This is a genomic window from Lysinibacillus sp. FSL M8-0355 (assembly GCF_038008985.1).
GTDB classification, from domain to species: domain Bacteria; phylum Bacillota; class Bacilli; order Bacillales_A; family Planococcaceae; genus Lysinibacillus; species Lysinibacillus fusiformis_D.
The window spans coordinates 4,088,019-4,111,118 of sequence record NZ_JBBPAI010000001.1 but is presented as its reverse complement, the minus strand read 5'-3'; the positions used below and the strand labels follow the sequence as shown (position 1 = coordinate 4,111,118).

General features: G+C 37.5%; 25 protein-coding genes. 14 read left to right on the top strand and 11 right to left on the bottom strand.

Annotated elements, in window-relative coordinates:
• The first annotated feature begins 84 nt into the window (after positions 1 to 84).
• The gene (map, locus tag MKY46_RS20130; protein WP_036123336.1) at positions 85 to 840 is read left to right on the top strand and encodes a type I methionyl aminopeptidase; all 756 of its coding nucleotides are present in this window, start codon (positions 85 to 87) and stop codon (positions 838 to 840) included.
• Positions 841 to 873: 33 nt separating this feature from the next.
• On the opposite strand, the gene MKY46_RS20125 is transcribed toward map, so the two are convergent.
• Entirely contained in the window at positions 874 to 1,587 is a 714-nt protein-coding gene (locus MKY46_RS20125; RefSeq protein WP_036123333.1) for a hypothetical protein, read from the bottom strand.
• 198 nt (positions 1,588 to 1,785) lie between these two features.
• Here MKY46_RS20125 and MKY46_RS20120 point away from each other — a divergent pair, with 198 nt between their 5' ends.
• A complete protein-coding gene (locus MKY46_RS20120) occupies positions 1,786 to 2,610 on the top strand; it encodes a polyphosphate kinase 2 family protein (protein ID WP_036123330.1) in 825 nt (274 codons plus the stop codon).
• A gap of 166 nt (positions 2,611 to 2,776) precedes the next feature.
• Positions 2,777 to 3,364 (top strand): GNAT family N-acetyltransferase, encoded by a 588-nt coding sequence (locus MKY46_RS20115; protein WP_051891670.1) that lies wholly within the window; start codon positions 2,777 to 2,779, stop codon positions 3,362 to 3,364.
• Between the two features lie 53 nt (positions 3,365 to 3,417).
• On the opposite strand, the gene MKY46_RS20110 is transcribed toward MKY46_RS20115, so the two are convergent.
• The 3 genes from MKY46_RS20110 to MKY46_RS20100 form a co-directional block, all read right to left on the bottom strand.
• A complete protein-coding gene (locus tag MKY46_RS20110; protein ID WP_036123327.1) occupies positions 3,418 to 3,978 on the bottom strand; it encodes a beta-class carbonic anhydrase in 561 nt (186 codons plus the stop codon).
• 179 nt (positions 3,979 to 4,157) lie between these two features.
• Positions 4,158 to 4,292 carry a hypothetical protein gene (locus tag MKY46_RS20105; RefSeq protein ID WP_255358791.1) on the bottom strand — a complete coding sequence of 45 codons (135 nt, stop codon included), beginning with the start codon at positions 4,290 to 4,292 and terminating at the stop codon, positions 4,158 to 4,160.
• A gap of 140 nt (positions 4,293 to 4,432) precedes the next feature.
• Complete coding sequence (locus tag MKY46_RS20100) at positions 4,433 to 5,674, bottom strand: aminopeptidase (protein WP_340835214.1); 1,242 nt, start codon at positions 5,672 to 5,674, stop codon at positions 4,433 to 4,435.
• Positions 5,675 to 5,865: 191 nt separating this feature from the next.
• Between MKY46_RS20100 and motA the strand changes: the two genes are divergently transcribed.
• Positions 5,866 to 6,669, top strand: coding sequence for a flagellar motor stator protein MotA (motA, locus tag MKY46_RS20095; protein ID WP_036123322.1), 804 nt, complete (start codon positions 5,866 to 5,868; stop codon positions 6,667 to 6,669).
• Positions 6,653 to 7,417 carry a flagellar motor protein MotB gene (motB, locus tag MKY46_RS20090; RefSeq protein ID WP_340835211.1) on the top strand — a complete coding sequence of 255 codons (765 nt, stop codon included), beginning with the start codon at positions 6,653 to 6,655 and terminating at the stop codon, positions 7,415 to 7,417. Before motA ends, motB begins: the two co-directional genes overlap by 17 nt.
• 54 nt (positions 7,418 to 7,471) lie before the next feature.
• On the opposite strand, the gene MKY46_RS20085 is transcribed toward motB, so the two are convergent.
• Positions 7,472 to 7,693 (bottom strand): DUF1128 domain-containing protein, encoded by a 222-nt coding sequence (locus MKY46_RS20085; RefSeq protein ID WP_036123318.1) that lies wholly within the window; start codon positions 7,691 to 7,693, stop codon positions 7,472 to 7,474.
• Between the two features lie 178 nt (positions 7,694 to 7,871).
• Here MKY46_RS20085 and MKY46_RS20080 point away from each other — a divergent pair, with 178 nt between their 5' ends.
• Positions 7,872 to 8,198, top strand: coding sequence for a hypothetical protein (locus MKY46_RS20080; protein ID WP_058843701.1), 327 nt, complete (start codon positions 7,872 to 7,874; stop codon positions 8,196 to 8,198).
• 22 nt (positions 8,199 to 8,220) lie between these two features.
• Positions 8,221 to 9,138 carry a YihY/virulence factor BrkB family protein gene (locus MKY46_RS20075; RefSeq protein WP_036123312.1) on the top strand — a complete coding sequence of 306 codons (918 nt, stop codon included), beginning with the start codon at positions 8,221 to 8,223 and terminating at the stop codon, positions 9,136 to 9,138.
• Positions 9,139 to 9,200: 62 nt separating this feature from the next.
• Here MKY46_RS20075 and MKY46_RS20070 read toward each other — a convergent pair whose 3' ends face one another.
• Together MKY46_RS20070 and MKY46_RS20065 are read right to left on the bottom strand one after the other, a co-directional pair.
• Positions 9,201 to 11,105 (bottom strand): heavy metal translocating P-type ATPase, encoded by a 1,905-nt coding sequence (locus MKY46_RS20070; RefSeq protein ID WP_089934593.1) that lies wholly within the window; start codon positions 11,103 to 11,105, stop codon positions 9,201 to 9,203.
• Between the two features lie 285 nt (positions 11,106 to 11,390).
• Positions 11,391 to 12,929, bottom strand: a complete 1,539-nt coding sequence (locus MKY46_RS20065; RefSeq protein WP_036123075.1) for a fumarate hydratase — start codon at positions 12,927 to 12,929, stop codon at positions 11,391 to 11,393.
• A 189-nt stretch (positions 12,930 to 13,118) separates the two neighbouring features.
• On the opposite strand from MKY46_RS20065, the gene MKY46_RS20060 reads away from it, so the two are divergent.
• A complete protein-coding gene (locus MKY46_RS20060) occupies positions 13,119 to 13,919 on the top strand; it encodes a YwqG family protein (RefSeq protein ID WP_340835209.1) in 801 nt (266 codons plus the stop codon).
• A gap of 593 nt (positions 13,920 to 14,512) precedes the next feature.
• Here the strand turns inward: MKY46_RS20060 and MKY46_RS20055 are convergent.
• Complete coding sequence (locus MKY46_RS20055) at positions 14,513 to 14,698, bottom strand: SE1561 family protein (protein ID WP_036123069.1); 186 nt, start codon at positions 14,696 to 14,698, stop codon at positions 14,513 to 14,515.
• A gap of 370 nt (positions 14,699 to 15,068) precedes the next feature.
• On the opposite strand from MKY46_RS20055, the gene MKY46_RS20050 reads away from it, so the two are divergent.
• From MKY46_RS20050 to MKY46_RS20040, 3 genes are all read left to right on the top strand, one after another.
• Positions 15,069 to 16,253, top strand: a complete 1,185-nt coding sequence (locus tag MKY46_RS20050; RefSeq protein ID WP_036123066.1) for an MFS transporter — start codon at positions 15,069 to 15,071, stop codon at positions 16,251 to 16,253.
• Between the two features lie 237 nt (positions 16,254 to 16,490).
• Entirely contained in the window at positions 16,491 to 17,126 is a 636-nt protein-coding gene (locus MKY46_RS20045) for a hypothetical protein (protein WP_036122261.1), read from the top strand.
• Between the two features lie 409 nt (positions 17,127 to 17,535).
• On the top strand, positions 17,536 to 17,991 hold the full coding sequence (locus MKY46_RS20040; protein ID WP_271910993.1) for a hypothetical protein: 456 nt from the start codon (positions 17,536 to 17,538) through the stop codon (positions 17,989 to 17,991).
• 204 nt (positions 17,992 to 18,195) lie between these two features.
• Here MKY46_RS20040 and rlmD read toward each other — a convergent pair whose 3' ends face one another.
• From rlmD to MKY46_RS20025, 3 genes are all read right to left on the bottom strand, one after another.
• The gene (rlmD, locus tag MKY46_RS20035) at positions 18,196 to 19,584 is read right to left on the bottom strand and encodes a 23S rRNA (uracil(1939)-C(5))-methyltransferase RlmD (protein ID WP_089934589.1); all 1,389 of its coding nucleotides are present in this window, start codon (positions 19,582 to 19,584) and stop codon (positions 18,196 to 18,198) included.
• Positions 19,585 to 19,621: 37 nt separating this feature from the next.
• Entirely contained in the window at positions 19,622 to 20,446 is an 825-nt protein-coding gene (locus MKY46_RS20030; RefSeq protein WP_036122253.1) for a polysaccharide deacetylase family protein, read from the bottom strand.
• A gap of 68 nt (positions 20,447 to 20,514) precedes the next feature.
• A complete protein-coding gene (locus MKY46_RS20025) occupies positions 20,515 to 21,423 on the bottom strand; it encodes a TIGR01777 family oxidoreductase (protein ID WP_089934587.1) in 909 nt (302 codons plus the stop codon).
• Positions 21,424 to 21,695: 272 nt separating this feature from the next.
• Here MKY46_RS20025 and recX point away from each other — a divergent pair, with 272 nt between their 5' ends.
• The 3 genes from recX to MKY46_RS20010 are packed head-to-tail and all read left to right on the top strand — an operon-like array spanning position 21,696 to position 23,095.
• A complete protein-coding gene (recX, locus tag MKY46_RS20020; RefSeq protein WP_036122249.1) occupies positions 21,696 to 22,499 on the top strand; it encodes a recombination regulator RecX in 804 nt (267 codons plus the stop codon).
• Positions 22,496 to 22,825: a YfhH family protein gene (locus MKY46_RS20015; RefSeq protein WP_036122247.1), complete on the top strand. Its 330-nt coding sequence runs from the start codon at positions 22,496 to 22,498 to the stop codon at positions 22,823 to 22,825. Before recX ends, MKY46_RS20015 begins: the two co-directional genes overlap by 4 nt.
• Positions 22,826 to 23,095 carry a YfhJ family protein gene (locus MKY46_RS20010; RefSeq protein ID WP_036122243.1) on the top strand — a complete coding sequence of 90 codons (270 nt, stop codon included), beginning with the start codon at positions 22,826 to 22,828 and terminating at the stop codon, positions 23,093 to 23,095. It abuts the gene before it with no gap.
• Positions 23,096 to 23,100 lie beyond the last annotated feature (5 nt).

Below are 23,100 nucleotides of genomic sequence, written 5' to 3'. Positions count from 1 at the left end.
ACAATATTTAAAGCGTTTATCGTTATACGCATAACAAGTTATGTTATATTAAAGTATAGATATTAGATGAAAGGGACGTTATACATGATTGTAAAAACGCAAGAAGAGATTGAAGCTTTTAAAAAAATAGGACGCATTTGTGCTGAAATTCGTGAAGCGATGAAAGCTGCCACAAAACCAGGTGTTACAACATTGGAGCTAGATGAAATTGCTGGCCGTATGTTTGCAGAGGCTGGCGCGATATCTGGTCCAAAGGGAGAATATGATTTCCCAGGGTATACATGTATTAGTGTCAATGAAGAAGTGGCGCATGGTATCCCCGGAAAACGTGTTATTCAAGAAGGGGATATTGTAAATATCGATGTTTCTGGTTCATTAAATGGCTACTTTGCTGACACTGGTATTTCATTTGTGGTTGGTGATGGCTATGAGGACAAAGAAAAGCTATGTCGCGTTGCCAAAAGCGCCTTTGATCGAGCAATGACAAAGGTAAAGGCTGGGTCTAAATTAAATCAAATTGGTAAGGCAGTTGAACGTGAGGCGAATGCTAATGGCTTAACTGTTATTATGAATTTAACTGGTCATGGTTTAGGTCAATCTTTACATGATGAGCCGAATCACATTTTAAATTACTATGATGCATGGGATTCTACAATTATGAAAGAAGGTATGGTGCTTGCGGTTGAACCGTTTATCTCAGCGAAGGCAGAGCATATTGTAGAAGCTGGTGATGGTTGGACATTCATTACACCTGATAAATCACTTGTAGCTCAAATTGAACATTCAGTCATTGTAACAAAAGATAAACCGATTATCCTAACATCATTAGACGAAGAATAGAATGCAATGAAATGAAAAATCCTGCTTACCAATTTATTTTTGGTAGGCAGGATTTTTTTTAATAAATAAAATACCAACAAAGAGAACACCACATAAAAAGAAGGCGGCGGTAGTGACAAGTAGCTCATCAAAACCATTATGTAAGGCGATTCCTATATAAGCCCAAATAAAAACACTAGGAAACAAAATATCAAAGTGATGGAAACGGATATGTAGCGCAAGTGCTCCACCTAATGTCAGCAAAATTACTGCCCAAAGAGGCGTACTAAGACCAAAGCCGTTCCAACCATAAGCCGTTAACGTAAAACTGATATTCGTAATAAAAATAAATGTCATCCATGCAAAATAAATGGAGAAAGGAATACGACCCGACATTGCTTTGTCATGAAGAGGGTACGTATTATACAACATAAATAAATACAAGACTAAGAGTAATGTAATGCCAAGTGAAACAATAAATAACTCATGATGCCATACGTATATCATCAATGCTTGCAATATATTTATGCAGCTAAAAAGCGCAGACTGTTTCATAGTTGTCTTTTTGATATTCATAACTAACCAATAACCGAGTAAAAAATAAATAAGAATCCAAATTACATGACTTACACTAACTGGTGCAAATACTACAGAAAAGCGATTAGCGATTTCTAGCATAGATTGACCGTTGATATTCACGAAAAAGGATGAAAAGGTTAGGATGAGTGAGACAAGATAAGAAATTGTCATCAAGATAAACCGAGGCATGTTTTCCTCTCCCTTCGTGTTAGATTTTATAGGGAAAAGACAAATAAGTATAGTGCTGTCACTATTTTTATTATAACGGAAACTTTCAACAATGTATCGTGTTGTTTTGCTCGTAATATCTACAATTTACCATCTCAATAGGCATCTATATATTTCTTTAGTACAATAAGAATATCCAACCAAAAGGAGTGAAGTTTCATGGCACAAAATTTGAAAAACCTAGACCTATCCATTGAACTAGATAAAAAGATGTATAAAAAGAAATTAAAAGTACTCCAATATGAAATGTTAAATGCACAGCAGTTTTTACTAAAAAACAAAATAGGTTTAATCTTAGTATTTGAAGGAATGGATGCTGCTGGTAAAGGTGGCGCGATCAAACGATTGATTGAACGTGTAGATCCGCGCGGTTATGTGGTACACCCTATCTCAGCTCCACAGCCACATGAATTACGCTATAACTATTTACAAAGATTCTGGAGAAAATTACCGCAGCATGGACAAATCGCTATTTTCGACCGCTCATGGTATGGACGTGTACTAGTAGAGCGTATCGAAGGCTTTGCAACAAAGGATGAATGGTCTCGTGCGTATGAAGAAATTAATAATTTCGAGAAAATTTTAACTGCGGGAGATTACATAATTATTAAGTTCTGGCTACATGTTTCAGATGAAGAGCAATTAAAACGCTTTAAAGAACGTGAAGAAAACCCTTATAAATCTTGGAAGCTAACAGACGAGGATTGGCGGAATCGAGAAAAATCACCACAATATATTGAAGCGGCGAATGCAATGTTTGACAAGACAGATAAAAAGGATGCTCCATGGATTTTAGTTGCTGGAGACGATAAAAAACATGCGCGTGTTCAGGTGCTTCAAGAAACAATTGCACATATTGAACGTGAGGCTCAAAAACGTGGTCTTCATCTAACAAATGTATTAGCTAATGGACAGCTAGAGGATGCTGATTCATCCAGTTTAGAAATAATAAATGAGAAAAAGCAAGAACAAAAAACAAAATAATAAAATGGTGCTGCTGTAACAATAAGACATGAGCTGTTTTAGTTGTAGCAGCATCTTTTTTTACATACAATGAAATAAAACTAGGGTTTACAATCATTAGATTGTAGCCAATGTGAACAGAGAATGAGAAATGTACTGATATTTATTGGAAGGCTAGTGTGGAGAAATGGTGCTTAAAATTTGGAATTTATTAAGAAAAAAGGGTGGGAATGTGGTAACGATAAAGGGGGAAAAATGCTACATCCGCACATTCCAAGAAAAAGATGCACGAAGTTTATCGGGTCTCGTAAGCCGCAATAAATACTTTTGGTCTGTATACGAGCCACTACAAAAACCTGAATATTATACAGTTGATGCTCAATATAAAAAAATTCAAGAGAGTCTCTATTTAATGGAGTCAAAACGAGAATTTACTTTTGGTATTTTTGAGCATGGAACAAATAATCTAATAGGGCATATTGCACTTTATGCTGTAAAACGCTTACCGTACTCAAGTGCATTTGTTGGCTATGCGATGGATGAAATCTATGTAGGCAAGGGAATCGTCACAGAGGCTGTAAATATGGTGGTGAGATTCGCATTCGATCAAATTGGTTTACACCGTGTAGAGGCATATGTCTCTACACAAAATAACCCCTCTATGCGCGTATTAGAGAAGGCTGGATTTCAACAAGAGGGTCTGCTAAGGAGGCTACTGTATATTAATGGCCGATGGGTAGATCACTATATGTATGCGCGTTTAGAGGATGAATAGAAAAACAAGTGCCTATCCTTCACGAGAGATGGGCACTTGTTTTTTATTAGCTATTATTTGCTACCGTCTTCAATTAAATCAAGATGACCTGTATTCGGATCAATGATTAAACCATGAACAGGAACGTCTTTCACCATTAATGGGTGATTACGAATCGTATCGACACTTTTCTTAACACTTGTTGCTACGTCACCGAAACCACGTAAAAATTCTTTTAAATCAAAACCAGAATATTCCAACATTTTGATTGTTTCTGGATCAATACCCCTTGTCACCATTTCACTAAGCATAGCATCAGGGTCAACTGCACTCATTCCGCAGTCATAATGTCCAACGACATACACTTCATCAGCTTGTAGGCCATAGACAGCCACTAATAAACTACGCATAACTGCACCGAAAGGATGGCTCACTAATGCGCCAGCACTTTTCACTATTTTTACATCGCCATTCCGCAAATTCATAGCTTTTGGTAAAAGCTCTACAAGACGAGTATCCATACAAGATAAAACAACAATACGTTTATCAGGATATTTTGTAGTGATGAATGGTTCATATTTCTTTTCTTGTACAAACTCTTTATTAAACTCTAAAATATCTTGTAACATTGTCATGAATATTGCTCCCTTCCTTACAAAAAATATTTTAGAGCAAAACGTTCAATATGCAAACAATAAAGACTTTTTTCAGATAATTTTTACAATAAAGAAGCAGTTTCCTACGCTTTAATAGATGAAAATAACTTGTAAGTGATAAAAAAACAGCTACCATTGCAGTAGCTGTTTTTTATACATTAATATTCTTCGTTTGGCTTTGGATCTACAGTTACTGAAGACTTGCTATCTAAACCAACTTGTAGGTAGTGGATGAAGAATCCCGTTGAAATTAATAAAACTGCTGAAAAGCCAAGAACAGTTGTAATGAACATTATTAGAGCTCCTCTCTACTTAAATGATCTACTAAACTTCCCTAAAACAATTATACAATAGGTTACTAGGAAAATCTAAGGATAATTTATGACAACCTTAACATACTTAGCCTAGAATACTATTAGTAGGAATGGATTATTTAGATTGCCCAATTTCCATCGCAGAATATTGGGTCTATTTGATCATCATGAGTAATTCCATCTATATTCATCTTATCCGATCCAATCATAAAGTCTACATGTGTCAAGCTTTGGTTAAGACCATGTGCACTTAATTCCTCAGAAGTCATTTCTTTACCACCCTCAATGCAAAATGCGTAGGCACTGCCAATGGCTAAATGATTCGAGGCATTTTCATCGAATAATGTATTGTAAAATAATAAATTAGATTGTGAAATAGGTGATTGATGTGGAACTAATGCTATTTCACCAAGATAATGAGCACCCTCATCTGTTTCAATAAGGGAAGCTAAAATTTCTTGTCCTTGCTCTGCCTTCACGTCAATGATACGACCATCCTTAAATGTTAAAGTGAAATGATCGATAATATTGCCTCCGTAGCTTAATGGCTTAGTACTGGAAACATACCCATTAACACCTGTTTTTAAAGGGGCTGTAAAAATTTCTTCTGTAGGCATATTGGCCATAAATGCTTGGCCCTGTGTATTAATACTACTGCCACCTGTCCACACATGATGTGTAGGTAACTCAATAGTTAGGTCAGTGCCTGGAGCAGTATAGTGGAGCGACTTATATTGCTTCCCATTTAAATAATCAGCTTTGCTATGTAATTCCTGATCGTGAGCATGCCAAGCTTCTATAGAATGTTCAACGTCAATACGTGTCGCTGCAAAGATGGCTTCCCATAATGCATCCATTTGTTGTTCCTCTTGTAAGTGAGGGAATACTTTTGCTGCCCAGGCTTTAGATGGAGCAGCGATAACTGACCAACTAAATTTATCAGACTGTAGCGATTGATAATAGTTTGCTAATGCTTTACCAGATGCTTTTTGGAAGGCCATGATTCTGTCACGCTCTATACCTTTTAGTAAATCTGGATTTTGTGAGCTAATGCTTAAGAAAGCGGCTCCGTGTTCAACCAACCATTCACGCTCTTGCACTTTCCATGGCGGGAAGAAATCAAATGAGTCTTTTGGTGCTCCCTCATAACGAGCACGTACAAGCTCGTCATCCGATAAATCGACAAATACCTGTTTTGCACCATTTTTATAAGCTGTTTTGGTAATTATTTGCGCCAATTTTAGGTTATCAGTCGAACAGCTTATATAAAGATACTGACCTTTTTGGATATTTACTCCTACTTTCACAGCTAATTCGGCATATTTTAGTAATTTTGTGTTAAATGATAATAACAAATTCATATCCCCTTTCGATATAAGACAGTTTAGTGTAATATTCTTAATTCAATATAATCAAAAATGGTCGAAATGTGAATAAAAAGCATTAATTACATCGAAAAATAAGTGAAATACATTTATACTAGGAATATATATATTTAAAATATGGAAAAACAGACGAAAATAACAGTAATAGTAGATTTGGAGGTTCTAGGATGGATAAATCGTCGATTATAGGGTTAATACTTGCCTTAGTAGCACTATTAACGGGGATGGTGATGAAGGGTGTAAGCTTAAGTGCATTTTATAACCCTGCAGCCATTCTAATTATCATTTTTGGTACTATTTCAGCAGTAACAATTGCCTTTCCAATGCAAGAGTTAAAGCGCGTACCGAAGCTATTTAAAATTCTTTTTAAAGAAACGAAATTAGCGAATGATATAGAAATTATTAAAATGTTTTCACAATGGGCTGACTTAGCTCGTCGTGAAGGACTATTAGCACTTGAAAGCAAGGCTTCTGAAATTGAAGATCCATTTTTAAAAAATGGTCTTACATTAGCAATTGATGGTCAAAATGCTGACTACATCCGTGATGTACTAACGGAAGAAGTGGAAGCAATGGAAGAGCGTCATGCTAGTGGGTCTGCTATTTTTACGCAAGCAGGTACATATGCACCAACTTTAGGGGTTCTTGGTGCAGTAGTAGGGTTAATCGCCGCATTGGCTGATATGAACGATATCGAAAAGCTTGGACATGCTATTTCGGCTGCTTTCATGGCTACATTACTCGGTATCTTTACAGGTTATGTTTTATGGCACCCATTTGCGAACAAGTTAAAGCGTAAGTCTGCTTTAGAAGTAAAACAAAAGAGAATGATGATTGAGGGTATCCTTTCAGTATTAGAAGGGGAGGCTCCACGTGTAATTGAACAGAAACTATCATCATACTTAACGATGGAAGAACGTCGTCAAATTTCTGGTGAAAGCGGGGCGGGTGGCCTTGGCAAAGAAAGCTAAGAAAAAAAAGCATGATGAACATATTGATGAATCTTGGTTAGTTCCATACGCAGATATTTTAACTTTGCTCTTAGCTGTGTTTATTATTTTATTTGCCTCAAGTTCAGTTGATCAAGAAAAGTTAGAGAGAATGTCGGCGGTATTTAGTCAAGTATTTGACGGTGGAACAAGCTTTCTAGAGCAGCCTGCACCAGTACCAAGCCTGAATGCAGATAGCGACCAAACGCCACAGCAAAATTCGGCCTATTTAAAGGATCAACAAGAGCTAGCAGCTATTAAAGATAGTGTCGACAACTTTATTGCAGTTAATGAGATGGAAGGTCAATTTGCAACTGAAATGACAGATGAGGGATTGCTTGTAACTATCCGTGATAGTATTTTATTTGATCCTGGTAAAGCAACGATTAAACCAGAATATATTCCAATTGCAAAAGAGCTTGCGGATGTATTAGTGTCTAATCCACCTCGTAATATTGTTATTACAGGTCATACAGATAATGTGCCAGCTGGCCCTAACTTCTCATCAAACTTGGAGTTATCATTAATGCGTGCGTCTAATTTTTACATGGTATTATTAGATAGTAATTCACAATTAAAGTCTGAGAACTTTAGTGCGAAAGGCTATGGTGAAAACCGAGCGATTGCTCCAAACGATACAGCAGAAGGTCGTGCACAGAACCGACGTGTAGAAGTGCTTATTCAGCCATTGGTTACCGAAGATGGTTCAGAAGCAAAAAATACACAATAATAAAAAGCTATTAGCGGCTGACCAATCGTCATATGCTAATAGCTTTTATTTACTTTACTTACGTAAAGACCCCAATTCAGCAACAATCGCTTGCATTTCACTTGGGCTAAATGTTTCTCTTTTCATCACCATCTCATATAAATACACTAAATCTTCATAATTAGCTTCATCGAAATGTTCTGATTTCATTGCATCAACATTCACCATGCGTAGCTTGTCCTTCATTTGATCCACCATATACACTACGTTTTCCTTAGACGGAACTGATAAATCCATTTTTTACCCTACCTTTCATAATCCTCGCACATATCATTTCATTGAATAAAAAAAATGTCAACTCCGTATTTGAGCATTGCTTTAAAAATAGACTGTTATTGGGTAGAATAAGTGCAGGAAGCTGTTTATTTATGAAATAATAGGGAATATGCAAATACACAAGCAGGGGGTTATAAATATGGGCCAGAGTAAATTATTAGCTTCAATCGTAGCAGGAGCAGCAGTTGGTGCTGCATTAAGTATGCTCGATCGTACAACGCGTGAAACAACAATTGCTACAACTAAAAAAATGAAGGAAGCCATCACATATTATGCATCAAATCGTGAAGAACTACAGGTGCTAGTGGAGGAAAAAGTGCTGGCAGCAAAAGTGCTTTGTGAAAGTGTGTCTGATAATGTTAACACGATTGCTGAGAAGGTTGATGAATTTAAAGAATTACCTTCCACAATACAAGGGATGATTGAGGACACGAAATCAGCCTTTACTTTACCTGAAAAAGAGTAAAGGAAGCTTTAGGAGGAATTATATGGAAGGAAAAAAAGCAACAATGCAAAATGCTTTTGGGTTCGTAAAGTCGTTTGTCTCTCCTGAGGAGGAATCGATTGACGTGATGACATCCAAAGGCTTTGTTCAAGATTTAATAAGTCGGCTAAAGCGAGTTGAAATATCTGCGCTTGCTGCACAATTGGCTTATTTCTTTTTACTATCGTTCTTCCCCTTACTTATTTTCTTAGTGACGCTATTACCGTATCTAAATTTAGAAACGACACAGGTCTATTCATTTTTAGTGAATATCTTACCAGATGAAGTGTATAAGCTGATTGAAAATACGCTGAATGAGATTTTAACAAATCGAAATAGTAGTTTATTGTCCATCGGGGTTCTCGGTACAATTTGGTCTGCATCGAAAGGTATTAATGCGCTTATTCGAGCTTTAAATAAAGCCTATGATACAGAGGGGAGAGCTGGCATATTGGATAGAGGGTTGTCACTGGTTTTTACAATCGCTCTTGTAATTGTGATGGCTGTCGCTCTCTTACTACCAGTTTTTGGTCAGCAAATAGGGCATTTCCTATTTTCAATCGTTGGAATTGAGGAGCAATTTGAATCTATTTGGCACAAATTAAGATGGTCAATACCACCTTTACTTATTTTTATCGTTTTAATGGGAATCTACTGGGTCGTTCCAAATACAAGCCCGCGTTTAAAAATAATGGGTGTATGGCCAGGGGCGATGTTTGCGACACTTGCCTGGTTAGCAGTCACATATGGTTTCTCTTTCTATATTAATAATTTTGCAAATTATTCTGCTACATATGGTAGTATCGGTGGTGTCATTATTTTAATGCTCTGGTTATACTTTACGGGGATTATTATCATCTTTGGTGGGGTATTAAATGCTACCATGCAAAAAAGGGCACTACAAAAAGAACTTCATGAGTAAGGAAATAACAATAAAACAAAATGAGCCTCGCTTTTCTTTATGAGAAAGGCGAGGCTTTGTCATTAGATATTTTTATTGAGCATGCGTAAACCGTTTAAAATAACTAGAATTGTACTACCTTCATGTCCGATTACACCTAAAGGTAGGTCGACTACTTGTAAAAAGTTAGAGGCGATTAATAAAACAATAACACCGATAGAGAAGAAGATATTTTGTTTTACAATACGCTGCATTTTACGAGATAGGCGCACAGCATAAGCAATTTTGGATAAATCATTTTTCATTAACACAACATCCGCTGTTTCTAATGCAACGTCTGTTCCTTCACCCATCGCAATGCCAGTAGTTGCCGTAGCTAATGCAGGGGCATCGTTAATACCGTCGCCGACCATTCCAACAAATTGATGTTGTGTAAGTAGGCGTTTCATTTCAGTAACTTTTGTTTCAGGTAGACATTCTGCTACATATTCGGTAACGCCAGCTTCCTTTGCAATGACTTTGGCTGTTTTTTCATTGTCACCTGTGAGCATTACTACTTGAATACCGAGATCTTTTAATAGAGCTACAGCCTTTTTAGCTTCGCTGCGTACAGTATCTTTTAGAGCTGTTAAGGCAACAATACCATGCTGATCCCGAATAAAAATAACTGTTTTCCCTTCTGCGGCAAGTTTTGTAGCTGCACTATTTGCAAAGTCATTGGCAAGCTGAGTACCAACAAACTCAGGTTTCCCTACTTGATACTCCTCATTGTGGATCGTCCCTTTTATACCCCAACCAGGAATATCCTCGATTGTTGCCTGTGGTAATGTGTTAATTCCTTCTGCTTTAGCGTATGTGGTAATGGCTTGAGCTAGTGGGTGATTGGATTGCGATTCAATCCCTGCAAGCTTTGCTAAAGCTAGATTACGATCTACGCCTTCTCGGACAATAAAATCTGTAACAACTGGTTTACCCTGTGTTAAAGTACCTGTTTTATCGACAGCTAAAGCACGTAAAACACTGAGATGCTCTAAATGTAAGCCGCCTTTAAAAAGCACACCATTTTTTGCACCATTTGAGATGGCTGCTAGTGTTGCAGGCATAATTGATGCTACGAGTGCACAAGGGGATGCAACCACCAATAACACCATTGCTCGATAAAATGTCGTTGTCCAATCCCAGCCGAGTAAAAAGTGGGGAAGGAACATCATTAAGGCAACACCTAATAACACAAATTTTACATAAGACCCCTCAAATTTTTCGATGAATTGTTGTGAGGGAGATTTTTCACTTTGCGCACTTTGGACAAGTTGTATAATTTTTTGGAAAAGTGTTTCTGAATTTGCTTTGGTCATTTCCATTGTAATAGCACCATTTAAATTTACTGTGCCTGCAAATACTTCGTCACCTTCGATTTTTGAGACAGGCAGCGGCTCGCCACTAATAGCCGATTCATCAATAGAAGACTGTCCTTTGAAAATAATACCATCTGCTGGAATGCGTTCACCTGGTTTAATTAATAAATGATCGCCGATATTTAACGTGGACACAGACACTTTCATAGGTTCAAATCCGCCACGCACTAACCAAGCTTCTTCTGGCTGTAAATTCATAAGTGCTGATATTTCACGATGACTTTTATTCATTGCATATGTTTCAAGTGCACCACTTACTGCGAAAATGAAAATAAGAATAGCTCCCTCTGTCCAATAGCCGATTGCTGCAGAACCAATGGCGGCTAATACCATCAATAGCTCTACATTTAATTTTCGATCTTCAATCGTTTCTTCAATGCCCTCTTTTGCTTTTGCGAATCCACCTACAAAAAATGCAATTAAATATAGTAGAACTGAAGCAGTTGTTTGTCCGCTCGTATCTAAACGCCATGCAAGTAAGATGAAAATGCCCGCCATCAATGCAGCGATCAATTCAGCATGTTCTTTTGTTTTCTCAATTAAATTTATATTTTCTCGATTAGAGTATTCCATCTATATCCCTCCTGATAATGAAAATCAATATCAAAACCTTTATAAATTAATATTTACTAAAGTTTTTAATTGAAAATGGATTTCAATTACCATCTCTTTTATTTAGAATTATTATAACAAAGGAATTTATAAAAATAAAGTAGGAAGTTTGAAGGATATTTACTTTGACCATAGGGTGATGATGATAGGGGATTTTAAATAAAAAAAGCACAGTCTATTCACTAGGAATATTCTGTGCCTTACAAAATGGTGCAATCAAATGGATGACTACTACCGTTTATTTAATTAGAAAACTCTTTCTGCATGCAAAGCAAGTTTATCTAATGATGATTTATCGACATCTGCATGTAGAGAGTTACCATGTGAGTCCATTGTTACAACTGCTGTAAAGTTTTCTACATTTAAGTGCCACATAGCTTCTGGAATACCAAATTCCATTAAATCAACGCCGTCAACACCTTTAATGCAGTCTGCATAGTATTGGGCTGCTCCACCGATTGCATTTAAGTAAACGCCACCATGTTCATTTAGAGCTTTTAATGTTTTTGGTCCCATTCCACCTTTACCAATCACAGCACGGATACCGAATTTTTTCATAATATCACCTTGGTAAGGCTCCTCACGAATAGAAGTAGTTGGTCCAGCTGCTTTTACTGTCCAGTGGCCTTCCTCATCTTTTGCCATTACAGGTCCGCAGTGATAAATAACTTGTCCATTTAAGTCCACTGGTGCATCGTGGCTCATTAAATGGTGGTGGATAGCGTCACGGCCAGTATACATACGACCAGTAATAGAAACGACATCTCCCACTTTTAGTGAGCGAATTTGTTCTTCCGTAATTGGTGCAGTAAGCTCTACTAGATTTGTAGTTGTATCTTCTGTTGTAGCAGCTACTTCATCTTCTTTGAACGTGATTTTTTCACCTTCTTGGTAGTGCCAATTCATAATTTCACCTGTTTGTGGATCGATGTCCACAGCCATACGACGGTAAGCCCAGCAGTTATAAGCTACAGATACATAGAAGGAAGCAGGGATACGGTGCATCACTCCAATTTTACAGCCTAGTAATGTTGCTTCACCACCGAAGCCCATTGTACCAATACCAAATGTATTAGCTGTTTTGACAACATACTCTTCTAATTTTGCAAGATCTGAATTTGGGTTTGTATCTTCAACATGGCGGAATAATTGTTCTTTTGCTAAATCGTAGCCAGAAGAACGATCTCCACCAATGCCTACACCGATGAAACCAGCTGAACAGCCCTGACCTTGTGCTTGGTAGACAGAGTGTAAAATACATTTACGAATACCGTCTAAGTCACGACCTGCACGACCAAGACCTTCTAATTCGCATGGTAAGCTGTACTGAATGTTTTTATTTTCACAGCCGCCGCCTTTTAGAATTAATTTAATTGTAATGTAATCTTTTTCCCATTGTTCGAATTTCATAACTGGTAAACCATCACCAAGGTTATTCCCACTGTTTGCACCAGTTAAAGAATCTACCGCGTTTGGACGTAATTTAGCATCTGCTGTTGTATCATTGATTGCTTTTTTGATTGCAGCTTTAATTTCTAATTGGTTTACGCCAACAGGTGTATAGATTTTGAAAGTTGGTAGCCCTGTATCCTGACAAATTGGTGACACATTATCTTCTGCCATAATAATATTATTTGCAATTGTGTCTAAACTCATTGCAGCACGTGTACCAGCATTCTCAGCTTCTTTTGCTTTTTTAATAGCACGACGTACATCCTTAGGTAAATTCGTAGATGTTTCAGTAATTAAATCATAAAGACTTTTCTCCAAAGTTTGTAGATTCATTGGTATTGCCCCCCATAGAAAAATTGATTATTTCCACGTTACATTATACTCTTTTCAACTAATGAAAAAAAGAGTCCTTATCTGAGAGCCCTAAATTAAAGCTTGTTTTCATAGTATTTTGAGAAGGGGTTGATTTAATAGAACGTTTGTTCTAAAATAGAAGTGAATCCACAATTAGGAGGAATTTGAATGGCTGCTAAAACTTTACTTGAATTACCGGAAGAATTTGAAAAATATAGACCATTAATAGAAGAAACGATGAAGCCTGTTGTATTGGTTGATACGAAGGTAAGCAAAACATCTTTATTTCAAAGTAAGTTTGCAGGGGATCCCTATTTTCCACTGTCGATGGAATATCCAACAAATAACAATGGACAACCTTTGAAGCTATTAGCTCAAATTAATTTTACAGAAGTACCAAAGCATCTAGCGAATTTTCCAGAAGAGGGAATATTACAGTTTTATATTGATGGTTATGACGATGTGTTAGGAATGGATTTTGATAATGGACAAAATCAAGAAGGATTTCGTGTTATCTTCCATGAATCGATCGTGCATGATGAAACAAAGCTCGTTCAAGATTTTTCATTTGTCAAAATAGTGGATGAGGAGATGTATTTTCCTGTGGAGCGTGAAATGGCACTATCCTTTCAAGCAGGTTTTGAACCATTGTCCATTGATGATTTTAGAAGTAATGACATGTACGCCAGTATCTTAACATCAATAGAGGATGATGATACATTAGAAGATGCCTTCTATGATGCTTTGACTGGTGATGGACATAAAATAGGTGGGTATCCGTACTTTACACAGGAAAATCCACGAGCATACGGTGATTATACGGACTCTACAATCATGTTATTACAGATTGATAGTGTAGGTGATGATATCCTTTGGGGCGATTGTGGTGTCGGCAACTTCTTCATTACAGCAGAAGAGCTAAACAATAAAGATTTTAGCAAGGTACTTTATAATTGGGACTGCCACTAAAAAACAAAATGATCTATAGAATTTTTGTGAAAGGTGAAAAAGGATTTCCGTTGCAGGCTACTTGCTTTCCTGTGGGCGAGCGCCGAGCCACTTCCTCCGCTACCGCTCCGTTTAGCGGCTCGCCTGTCTCGCTAGCCCACGGGAGTCAAGTAGCCTTCCACTCCAATCCATAAAAATGTTTCTTTTGAGCAAAGGCAAATAAAGTGAAGGTATTCACTACTCTTTATGGAGGGCGGTTGTCACTCACCACTTCTTCACGTTGAAAATAAGAAGCTAGCCTTTCTCTCATCAGACAAATAAGGAGCGATTTTGATCGTGACGGCTCGTATGAAAGAGAAGGAAAAGGCACTTTTGCCAAATGGTTGATTGGAGTGGAGCCAGCGTCACTCCTAGGGGATTTTAGCGTCATAGCTGAGACCCTGGAGCGAAACGCAGTGAGTGAAGCGGCTCAGCGGACGCCCCCTGGAAAGGACGCTGGCGGAACGGAAATCAACCCCTCGCCTTGCAAAGTTGCTTTTTCTGCCTTTGACATTATCTTTTTTCAACAACATGAAACAAGCGAGCATATAATATACTCGCTTGTTTTTGACTCATTATTGTTCACGAGCATTAAACTGCTCCATTTTATCTTCTAAATCATCCATCATTTGAATTAAGCGATCGATATCCTCTAATTCAGCAGTTTCGGGATCAAGGGCATCTAATACTTCTAAAAAAATTTCAAGACGCTCTTTTAAGTAGGTTACTTGCTGTTTTTTATCAGTGATTGGCTTTGACATTCGTACACCTCATTTCATCCCTTTTATGGTAGCTGATTTGGGCTTAAATTTCAATGTTTAGGTAAACACCTAGGACTAAGAGATTAATTTTAAAAATCAATAGGCAGAATATTTACAATATTGAGGTTGTATGTTAAAGTTGTTTTAAGATAAAGTAAAGGAGCTGATTGGAAAAAGTATCATTGCAAAGCTAACTCGAAAAGGAGGGAGTTTAAACAAGTATCCGGTAATAATCAAAAGCCGAATTTCGTGTTTATACAATTAAATGAATATAAGGATTAGTTAGGCCTTAGCGTAAAATCACATGTGGTGAGCGCTAAGGCTTTTTGATATGCTGTTCTTTGGAAGAATGACGATATTGGAGGAAAAGATGACATACTTCTCAGATTACAGCAAAAAACGATTTACCATTTTAGTATTAATTGTATCCATATCAGGCTTTTCACAAGGGATGCTGTTACCGCTTATTTCGATCATATTTGAACGGGATGGCGTATCCTCGGCGTTGAATGGCTTGAATGCAACAGGCTTATACATAGGAACACTATTAATCTCACCATTTATCGAGCAGCCTTTACGAAAATGGGGCTACAAACCAATTATTTTAGTTGGAGGAGCACTTGTTTTTGCATCTTTGCTAGCATTTCCCTTCTGGAAAAGTGTGACCTTCTGGTTTGTCCTTCGTTTGCTCATTGGAGTAGGGGACCATGCCTTGCATTATGCGACCCAAACATGGATTACAAGCACAGCAGATCATAAAAGTTTGGGAAAAGGAATGGCCATCTATGGCTTGTCATTTAGTATAGGCTTTGCCGTAGGGCCACTTATGGTGAAGCTGATTGAGATTGCTGAAGCGTTACCGTTTATCATATCATCCATCATGTGCTTGTTTGCATGGTCTTTTGTATTTTTCTTACAAAATGAAAAACCTGAGCGACTAACGGGCGACTTAAATGCAAGAGGATGGCAACGCTACAAAATGGCTATTTTATTTGGATGGATGGCGTTTTTAGGACCTTTCGTTTATGGATTCCTTGAGTCTTCATTAAATGCTTTATTCCCAGTTTATGCTTTACGCAAAGGCTACGAAGTAGGTATGATCCCTATTATTCTATCTGTCTTTACATTTGGTGGGATTTTAACACAAGTACCACTTGGTGCATTAGGGGATAAAGTAGGAAGACGGAATATCTTGATGGTAGGCTCGTTTGGAGGCGCTATGCTTTTTGCAATCGCCAGCTTTTTAGAGCACTCTCAATTAGCTGTGGCTATAGCATTTTTCTTAACAGGCACTTTAGTTGGCTCCATGTTTTCTTTAGGTATTACATACATGGCTGATCTAACACCAAAAGAGTTACTGCCTACAGGAAATTTACTTTGTGGAATTGCTTTAAGTATTGGTAGTTTAACAGGGCCTTTTTTAGGTGGCGTTTATATAGAATATGTAAAAAATTATAGCTTCCTTTTACTTGTAGCAATGTTGTTGCTAGCTGTTGCTATGGTGCTACTTGTATTTGGACGCCAAAAGCATAAACAAACATTAATGGCAAAATAAAAAGAGCGGGGCTCATCTCCCGCTCAAAAACAAAAAACGCCCAGCAAATCCGTGCTGTTATGGCGTTTTTTTGCGTAACAAGGATGTTCCGTCCAAGTTACATAGGTTTGGCACCTAGAAATGTATTATACAGGCATGTTCTTATGAAAGCAATAAAAAATAAAATGGGTAATTTTGGACTTTATACATCTTTCTCTTTATAATGAAAGAACACTTGCTTAAGAAGGAGGTTTTATCATGACTGAAATGAAAAAACTATCTATTCATCGTGCCTTAACAGAATTAAAGATGCTGAACCTACGAATTGAGACAGCGACGAATGAGGTTAGTGCAGTAGTAGCTAATCGAAAAAGTAATCGTAAAATGAATGGTGTAGACATTCAAGAATATGAAAAGCAAATGCAAGCGTCCTATGATAAGGTGGTAGGCTTGATTAGCTATCGAAATAAAATAAAAGCTCTAGTTGTACAGTCTAACGCTAGCACAAAGGTGATAGTTGGTAAGGAAGAAATGACTGTAGCAGAGGCAATCGAACGGAAACAATCTATTCAATATGAAAAGAATTTGCTAGAAATCATGCAGCATCAATATCGTTCAACCATTAATACCGTTGCCAAAGAAAATGATGCATTACCTGCAAAACTGGAAACCTATTTAATTAACATATTAGGTAATAAAGATAAACAGTCTCCAGATGAAGTCAAATTACATACTGAAACATTTATGAAGAGAAATGAGTATGAAATCATTGATCCTTTAAATGTCAAAAAACAAATTGAGTCATTGAGCACTCGTATTGAAGAATTTGAATCAGAGGTTGATGCTGTCCTATCGGAATCAAATGCTACGACATTTATTGAAGTGGAAGCTTAACGAAATAAATAGGCATGGTCTAGCGAAAATGGAAAACGAAAAGTCGCTCGCGCTTAAAGGCATGTGTGCGAGTTAAAACGTCAAACATGTCTTACTCAAAGGAAACTTTCAACTAAACTGATATGAAGGTTTAAAGGTTAAAGGTGAAAGATCAAAACTTACGTGTCAAAGTTCTTTTGATAAAAGCTAAAAGTTTAACATTTAAAAATCTATTAAATCCTGGGGTATTGGTTAAGGTATCGACTTTTCTGGACCGTCCATCATCCACCAGGCAGCCTGTGCTGTGCGTTACATAAAAAGGACATCTCAATTTATTTTGAGATGTCCTTTCAGACTGTAATTACAGTCTTTTTTATATTGTCTACTTAAAGGGGAATAAGCAATGTTTCTTTGAAAGGTATGCATTTTTATGAAAGATAATTTAGTGATTTATTATTCCTATAATTTGAATTGGAATTTGCCAGAGACAATTCAAAACGAAGCAAAAGCATTTCTTTGTCAAATTCCCAATGAACTATTGCCACTTATATTTCAAAAATATTCAAAAGAATGTTGGGAGAACGCAGTCGATGTCGTCATATCTATCGGCTATCCAAATAACAAAGTGGCTTTGCCTAAGTTATATGAATTATTTAAGGATTTGAATTGGCCAGGAGCATCAAAAGCCTTAGATTATATAAAGAGTCTAGAACGTCATGTGAATAGTATATATATAGAAAATGCTTGTGCTAAAGCTGTTGAGGAAAATGATACGGAATGGCTTTATTTTTTGTATGAGGTAAGTGTACAACTACATATTAATAAAGACGATTTTAAAGATATTAATTTATATCACGGAATGAAAAATGCTTATGAAGAAGCTTGAATTGAATATTTTTATTGAGAAAGAGTAGCATGTGCTACTCTCAGACTGTAGGCAAACTTTCAAATTTTTTGAGTTTGTCTACAGTCTGACACATCAATTAATTTTGATGTGTTTTTTATTTATTCATTCATTCATATAAAAAGGAAACCAAGGTAAAAAAGATGCAGCCTGTAATATACAGACTGCATCTAAAAAGTCGCCAAACTATTTCTGATACTCAGGTTTCAAAACCATGCTGCAAACGCATTCCACCTGTGCCGTCTGTGCGAACATATCGACAGGCTGGATATACTCAACATGATAAAGCTTTGATAATTGTTGTAAATCCTTCGCCAAAGTGGATGGATTACAGGACGTATAAACAAAACGCTTAGGTTTTAGCTTAAGCACTGTTCGAATAAATTCTGGTGCTAGTCCAGTTCGTGGTGGGTCTACTGTAATGACATCTGGAGTAAAACCTTCCTTGCGCCATTTGGCAAGGACACTTTCGGCTGTGCCGACTGCGTATTTTGTATGCTTGAAGCCATGGTTGCGCGCATTTTTACGCGCATCTTGAATGCTCTCTGGAATGACATCCATCCCACGTACTTCTTTCGCCTGATCTGCTAGCCATAGTCCAATTGTTCCAACACCGCAATAGGCGTCAACAACTGTTTCTTTCCCCGTTAATGCAGCGGCCTTTTTTATTTCATCATAAAGATGAACAGTTTGCGTTGGATTTAGCTGGAAAAAGGCACGAGCTGATAAATCAAAGGCTAGTTCACCAAGCTCTTCATGAATCGTTTCCTTGCCATCCAGTACAATGGTTTCATCACCAAATATTAATGATGTTTTTTCACGATTAATATTTTGTGCTATCGATACGATACTCGGATCGATTTTTTTTATACGTGTGATAAGTTCAGTTAAATGAGGGATTTCTTTTCGTGTTGTGACAAGAACTACTTGTGTCTCACCAGTACGAATCCCTGTACGTACAACAATCGTACGCACTAAACCATCTAGCGTACGACCGTCGTATATAGTGATATTTAGTTTTTGCAAAATCTTTCTTGTGGCTACGGTAATTTTAGAAGTGACTGGGTGCTGTACGAGACAATCATTAATATTCAAGAGCTTATTGCTTCCTTCAGCAAATAAACCTGCGTATACACGCTTACCCTCTTTACGTACTTGGAATTGGCTTTTATTACGATAGTGCCAAGGATTATCCATACCAAGTGTTTTACGTACTTCGATCGTTTCAGTTAAAGGTTTGGCATAACGTTCTAATGCTTGAATGACAATGTCTCGCTTTTCAATTAGCTGTTTATTATATGTCATATGTTGAAGCTGACAGCCGCCACATTCGTTATAAACTGGGCAAGGTGCCTCCTGACGATGCTTCGAAGCTTTACGAATGTCTAAAACTTCTGCTTCAGCAAAATTACGCTGTGTTTTTGTCACCTGAGCTGTAATTTCTTCTCCGGGAATAGCTCCTTTTACAAAAACTACATTACGTTTATAAAACCCTACACCCTCACCATTAATACCAAGCCTTTTTATTGTTAGTGGGAATTTTTGTCCCACGGTCATTGTTGTTTGCTGCGTCAAACATTCCACGTCCCTGCTCTATAATGTCATCTCCCCATTATAACGAAGGAGCAGGCGATTGCAAAGCGACAGGAAAATCTTCATATTCCAATACTAAATCGTCAAGCGATAAGAAGGTATAGCCCTGCTTTTTAGCTTCCGCAATAAACATTGGTAAAGCTTCGGCATTATCCTGTGCTACAGTATGCATTAAAATAACAGCACCAGGATGTAATTGTTCCATAAGTGCGTTATAGGCATAATCCGCACCACGACGTTCATCCTTCATCCAATCCTTGAAAGCCACAGACCAGAAAATATGGCGATAACCTTCAGCATTTCCGACTTCTAAAAGTTTTGCATTGAAAGAACCTTCAGGTGGCCGAGCATATGTTGTACGATCGATTCCAGTTAATTCACGTAACTTCCCATCAAATTTCCGCCATTCCGCACGCATTCCATCTGGAGAAAGTCGCGCCATATTGGGATGACCATATGAATGATTCCCAATAATATGACCATCTTCCACCATGCGTTTCACTAAATCGCTGGCACTGTCTAAATAATGCCCTGTTAAAAAGAAAGTTGCTGGTACATTTTCTTTTTTCAATGTATCCAAAATACTTTCAGTAAAGCCGTTTTCATAGCCATTATCAAATGTTAAATAGGCAATTTTTTTATCTGGCTTTCCTTTGTAAATCGCACCATATTGGTCAAGTAGCTGATCAAGCTGCGCTCCTGCTTCCGCCTGCTCACCATTTTTAGCACGCTTAAAGCCCCAATGGTGCTCATCAGAACCAGCAGCGAAATAAGGATTAATACTAATTCCTGCGGCAATAATAAAAGTAGCAATTACCGCACCTACAATATGTTGTTTCCACATAAAAAACGCATCCTTTCTTTTTCATTAGAATGCGTAGTTTATAAAAAAATTATCCAACTTAATTTTTGCTAATTCTGAGCTTTTAGCAAATCTTCAAGTGCTTGCTTTAAAACAGGATATTTAAATGTAAAATGATGTTGTTGTAAAACAGTGGGCAGCACATGTTGTCCTTCTAAAACAAGCGAACTTTGTTCACCAAGAGCTAAACGCATCGCAAAACTTGGGACAGGCATCCAATGGCGTCTGCCCATGACTTCTGCGATTGTTTGTCCGAACTCTTTCATTCGCATAGCATTTGGAGCTGTTACATTAAATGGACCACGAATATTTTCATTTATAATCGCGAAATAAATTGCGCGTACTACATCATCAATATGTACCCAAGAGAGCCATTGTTCACCAGAACCAATTGTTCCACCTATATACATTTGATAGGGCAATAGCATAGGTGGTAGTGCACCGCTATTTCGGCCTAAGATGACACCAAAGCGTGCAAAAGCCACGCGAATCCCTAATGATTCTGCTCGTTTCGCATGTCGTTCCCAATCATGGACGGTTGTACCCAAAAAATCATGGGCATAGTCCATAAAATCCTCATGATAGACAGCTTCTGTAGAAGTAGGATAAATCCCCACGGCACTAGCATTGATAAGAACTTTAGGCTTTGACGTTAGCAAGTCCATTATCTTCACTAATTCAAGCGTTGCATTCATTCGGCTCCAATAAATAGCCTTCTTCTGTTTTTTCGTCCAGCGCCCATCATTTAATGAAACACCTGCTAAATTAACAAAGGCATCAGCACCCTCTAAAAAAGGCAAAGGCTGCTCGTGCTGCTGTAGCCATTGTACATAGTGAATACCATTTTCTAGTCTTGAGTGATGACGTGTTAAGACAAAAACATCATGTCCATTATCCTGTAATAGCTTTATGAGTGCACTCCCGACAAAGCCAGTGCCACCTGCAATAACGATTTTCATAACAAGCACCTCTTCTCTGATCGAATAAAAACACTTACTAGTAAGTTTAACACTTAACTCAAAAGCGAACATCTTCAGTGCATTCCAGAATAAGCGTAAATACTCGCGGAAGGAAGAGGAATACTTGCGGAGTGAAGAGAAATACTTGCGGAGTGAAGAGAAATACTCGCGGAGTGAAGAGGAATACTCGCGAATGAAAGCAAAACCCTCTTGTCAGATCACTGCTCCCTAAAAAAAGAAATGCTATAATATGCAATAGTGAGGTGTTTGCTATGCGTATAATTACGAAAATTGCACGTCAAAAAAACAATCCTGAACGATATAATATCTATATAAATGAGGAATATGCTTTTCCAGTTGATGAAGCCATACTTATTCAATTCGGTTTAACAAAGGGAAAGGTGCTTGATGAATTTGAAATCCAAGAGATTGCCTATGAGGATGAAATACGTAAGGCCTTTAATAAGGGGTTAAACTTTCTTTCTTATCAAATGCGAAGCGAGCATGAGGTGAAGAAAAAACTGCTCGCATTAGATTTTGGAGAAGCCGTAATATTGGAGGCAATTCAGAAGTTAAAGTCTTATGGCTTTATCAATGATGAAAACTATTCAAAGGCATTGCTTGATACCAAGAAGGCTACGATGAAAAAAGGGCCGAGAGCCATTAGACAAGATCTTATTAAAAAGGGCATTGAGAAAAATTTGCAGGATGAAGTGCTTGCTACATATAGTTTTGAGGAACAATTAAAACTGGCAATGCAGTTAGCGGAGAAAATTATTCGCTCACAGAATAAGAAAACGCCAACACAAATAAAGACCAAGATCCAGGACTTTCTTTTAAGAAAAGGTTATGCATTTCCGATCGTGGAAGAGGTGCTTAGCCAAGTTGAGATAGTGCAGGATGATGATAACTGGCAGCAGTTATTAAATACTCAAGGCGAAAAAGTTTGGAAAAAGTATGTATCGAAGTATACTGGTTATGAGCTAAAGATGAAAGTTAAACAGGCGCTCTATCAAAAGGGTTTTCCTATAGAAATAATAGATCGTTTTATAGAAGAGAAGGAGAATGAAGAATGAACGAAAAAAATTATGCTGCGATGACCGAGCACGAACTGCGAGAAGAAATTGCTTTTCTAAAAGAGAAAGCTCGAAAGGCAGAACAGCTAGGAATTCTCAATGAGTTTGCTGTTTATGAGCGCAAAGCTTTAATGGCAGCAGCGTATTTAGTAGATCTGGATACGATTGTTCCTGGAGAAATGTATCGTATTGATGGTTCAGATAATGAGTTTTTCCAAGTAGATTATTTAAAGGGTCGCTTTGCTTGGGGACATCGTTTAGGCGGGGACAAGTACCAAGAGGCATTACCTGTATCGATATTATCCCCTGTAAAGGCGGGTAAGTAAATGGAAGAAAAACTTGAAAAATTAACAGCAGAGTTACTAGCAAAAAATCCACAAATGTCTGTTGGACGGGCACGAGTTTGGGTGGAATTATTATGGAGTGATTTTGAATCAACAGCTGCGAAAGCAGGATATGCTTATCGTGGGGCAGAGTACACAGAAAATCTTGTGCGTCAATTAATTGCAAGCTATGGTGATAAATTACATGTTTTTGCAGGACGCAATCCGAAATATGCTCATTTCTTAGATGCCAGTGATGATATGTTACAATAATAAAA

What these genes read in the sequence shown, in the direction of transcription:
- map (WP_036123336.1), top strand. Translation starts at nt 85, where the DNA reads ATGATTGTAAAAACGCAAGAAGAGATTGAAGCTTTTAAAAAAATAGGA.
- MKY46_RS20125 (WP_036123333.1), bottom strand. Translation starts at nt 1,587, where the DNA reads ATGCCTCGGTTTATCTTGATGACAATTTCTTATCTTGTCTCACTCATC.
- MKY46_RS20120 (WP_036123330.1), top strand. Translation starts at nt 1,786, where the DNA reads ATGGCACAAAATTTGAAAAACCTAGACCTATCCATTGAACTAGATAAA.
- MKY46_RS20115 (WP_051891670.1), top strand. Translation starts at nt 2,777, where the DNA reads ATGGTGCTTAAAATTTGGAATTTATTAAGAAAAAAGGGTGGGAATGTG.
- MKY46_RS20110 (WP_036123327.1), bottom strand. Translation starts at nt 3,978, where the DNA reads ATGACAATGTTACAAGATATTTTAGAGTTTAATAAAGAGTTTGTACAA.
- MKY46_RS20105 (WP_255358791.1), bottom strand. Translation starts at nt 4,292, where the DNA reads ATGTTCATTACAACTGTTCTTGGCTTTTCAGCAGTTTTATTAATTTCA.
- MKY46_RS20100 (WP_340835214.1), bottom strand. Translation starts at nt 5,674, where the DNA reads ATGAATTTGTTATTATCATTTAACACAAAATTACTAAAATATGCCGAA.
- motA (WP_036123322.1), top strand. Translation starts at nt 5,866, where the DNA reads ATGGATAAATCGTCGATTATAGGGTTAATACTTGCCTTAGTAGCACTA.
- MKY46_RS20085 (WP_036123318.1), bottom strand. Translation starts at nt 7,693, where the DNA reads ATGGATTTATCAGTTCCGTCTAAGGAAAACGTAGTGTATATGGTGGAT.
- MKY46_RS20080 (WP_058843701.1), top strand. Translation starts at nt 7,872, where the DNA reads ATGGGCCAGAGTAAATTATTAGCTTCAATCGTAGCAGGAGCAGCAGTT.
- MKY46_RS20075 (WP_036123312.1), top strand. Translation starts at nt 8,221, where the DNA reads ATGGAAGGAAAAAAAGCAACAATGCAAAATGCTTTTGGGTTCGTAAAG.
- MKY46_RS20070 (WP_089934593.1), bottom strand. Translation starts at nt 11,105, where the DNA reads ATGGAATACTCTAATCGAGAAAATATAAATTTAATTGAGAAAACAAAA.
- MKY46_RS20065 (WP_036123075.1), bottom strand. Translation starts at nt 12,929, where the DNA reads ATGAATCTACAAACTTTGGAGAAAAGTCTTTATGATTTAATTACTGAA.
- MKY46_RS20060 (WP_340835209.1), top strand. Translation starts at nt 13,119, where the DNA reads ATGGCTGCTAAAACTTTACTTGAATTACCGGAAGAATTTGAAAAATAT.
- MKY46_RS20055 (WP_036123069.1), bottom strand. Translation starts at nt 14,698, where the DNA reads ATGTCAAAGCCAATCACTGATAAAAAACAGCAAGTAACCTACTTAAAA.
- MKY46_RS20050 (WP_036123066.1), top strand. Translation starts at nt 15,069, where the DNA reads ATGACATACTTCTCAGATTACAGCAAAAAACGATTTACCATTTTAGTA.
- MKY46_RS20045 (WP_036122261.1), top strand. Translation starts at nt 16,491, where the DNA reads ATGACTGAAATGAAAAAACTATCTATTCATCGTGCCTTAACAGAATTA.
- MKY46_RS20040 (WP_271910993.1), top strand. Translation starts at nt 17,536, where the DNA reads ATGAAAGATAATTTAGTGATTTATTATTCCTATAATTTGAATTGGAAT.
- MKY46_RS20030 (WP_036122253.1), bottom strand. Translation starts at nt 20,446, where the DNA reads ATGTGGAAACAACATATTGTAGGTGCGGTAATTGCTACTTTTATTATT.
- MKY46_RS20025 (WP_089934587.1), bottom strand. Translation starts at nt 21,423, where the DNA reads ATGAAAATCGTTATTGCAGGTGGCACTGGCTTTGTCGGGAGTGCACTC.
- recX (WP_036122249.1), top strand. Translation starts at nt 21,696, where the DNA reads ATGCGTATAATTACGAAAATTGCACGTCAAAAAAACAATCCTGAACGA.
- MKY46_RS20015 (WP_036122247.1), top strand. Translation starts at nt 22,496, where the DNA reads ATGAACGAAAAAAATTATGCTGCGATGACCGAGCACGAACTGCGAGAA.
- MKY46_RS20010 (WP_036122243.1), top strand. Translation starts at nt 22,826, where the DNA reads ATGGAAGAAAAACTTGAAAAATTAACAGCAGAGTTACTAGCAAAAAAT.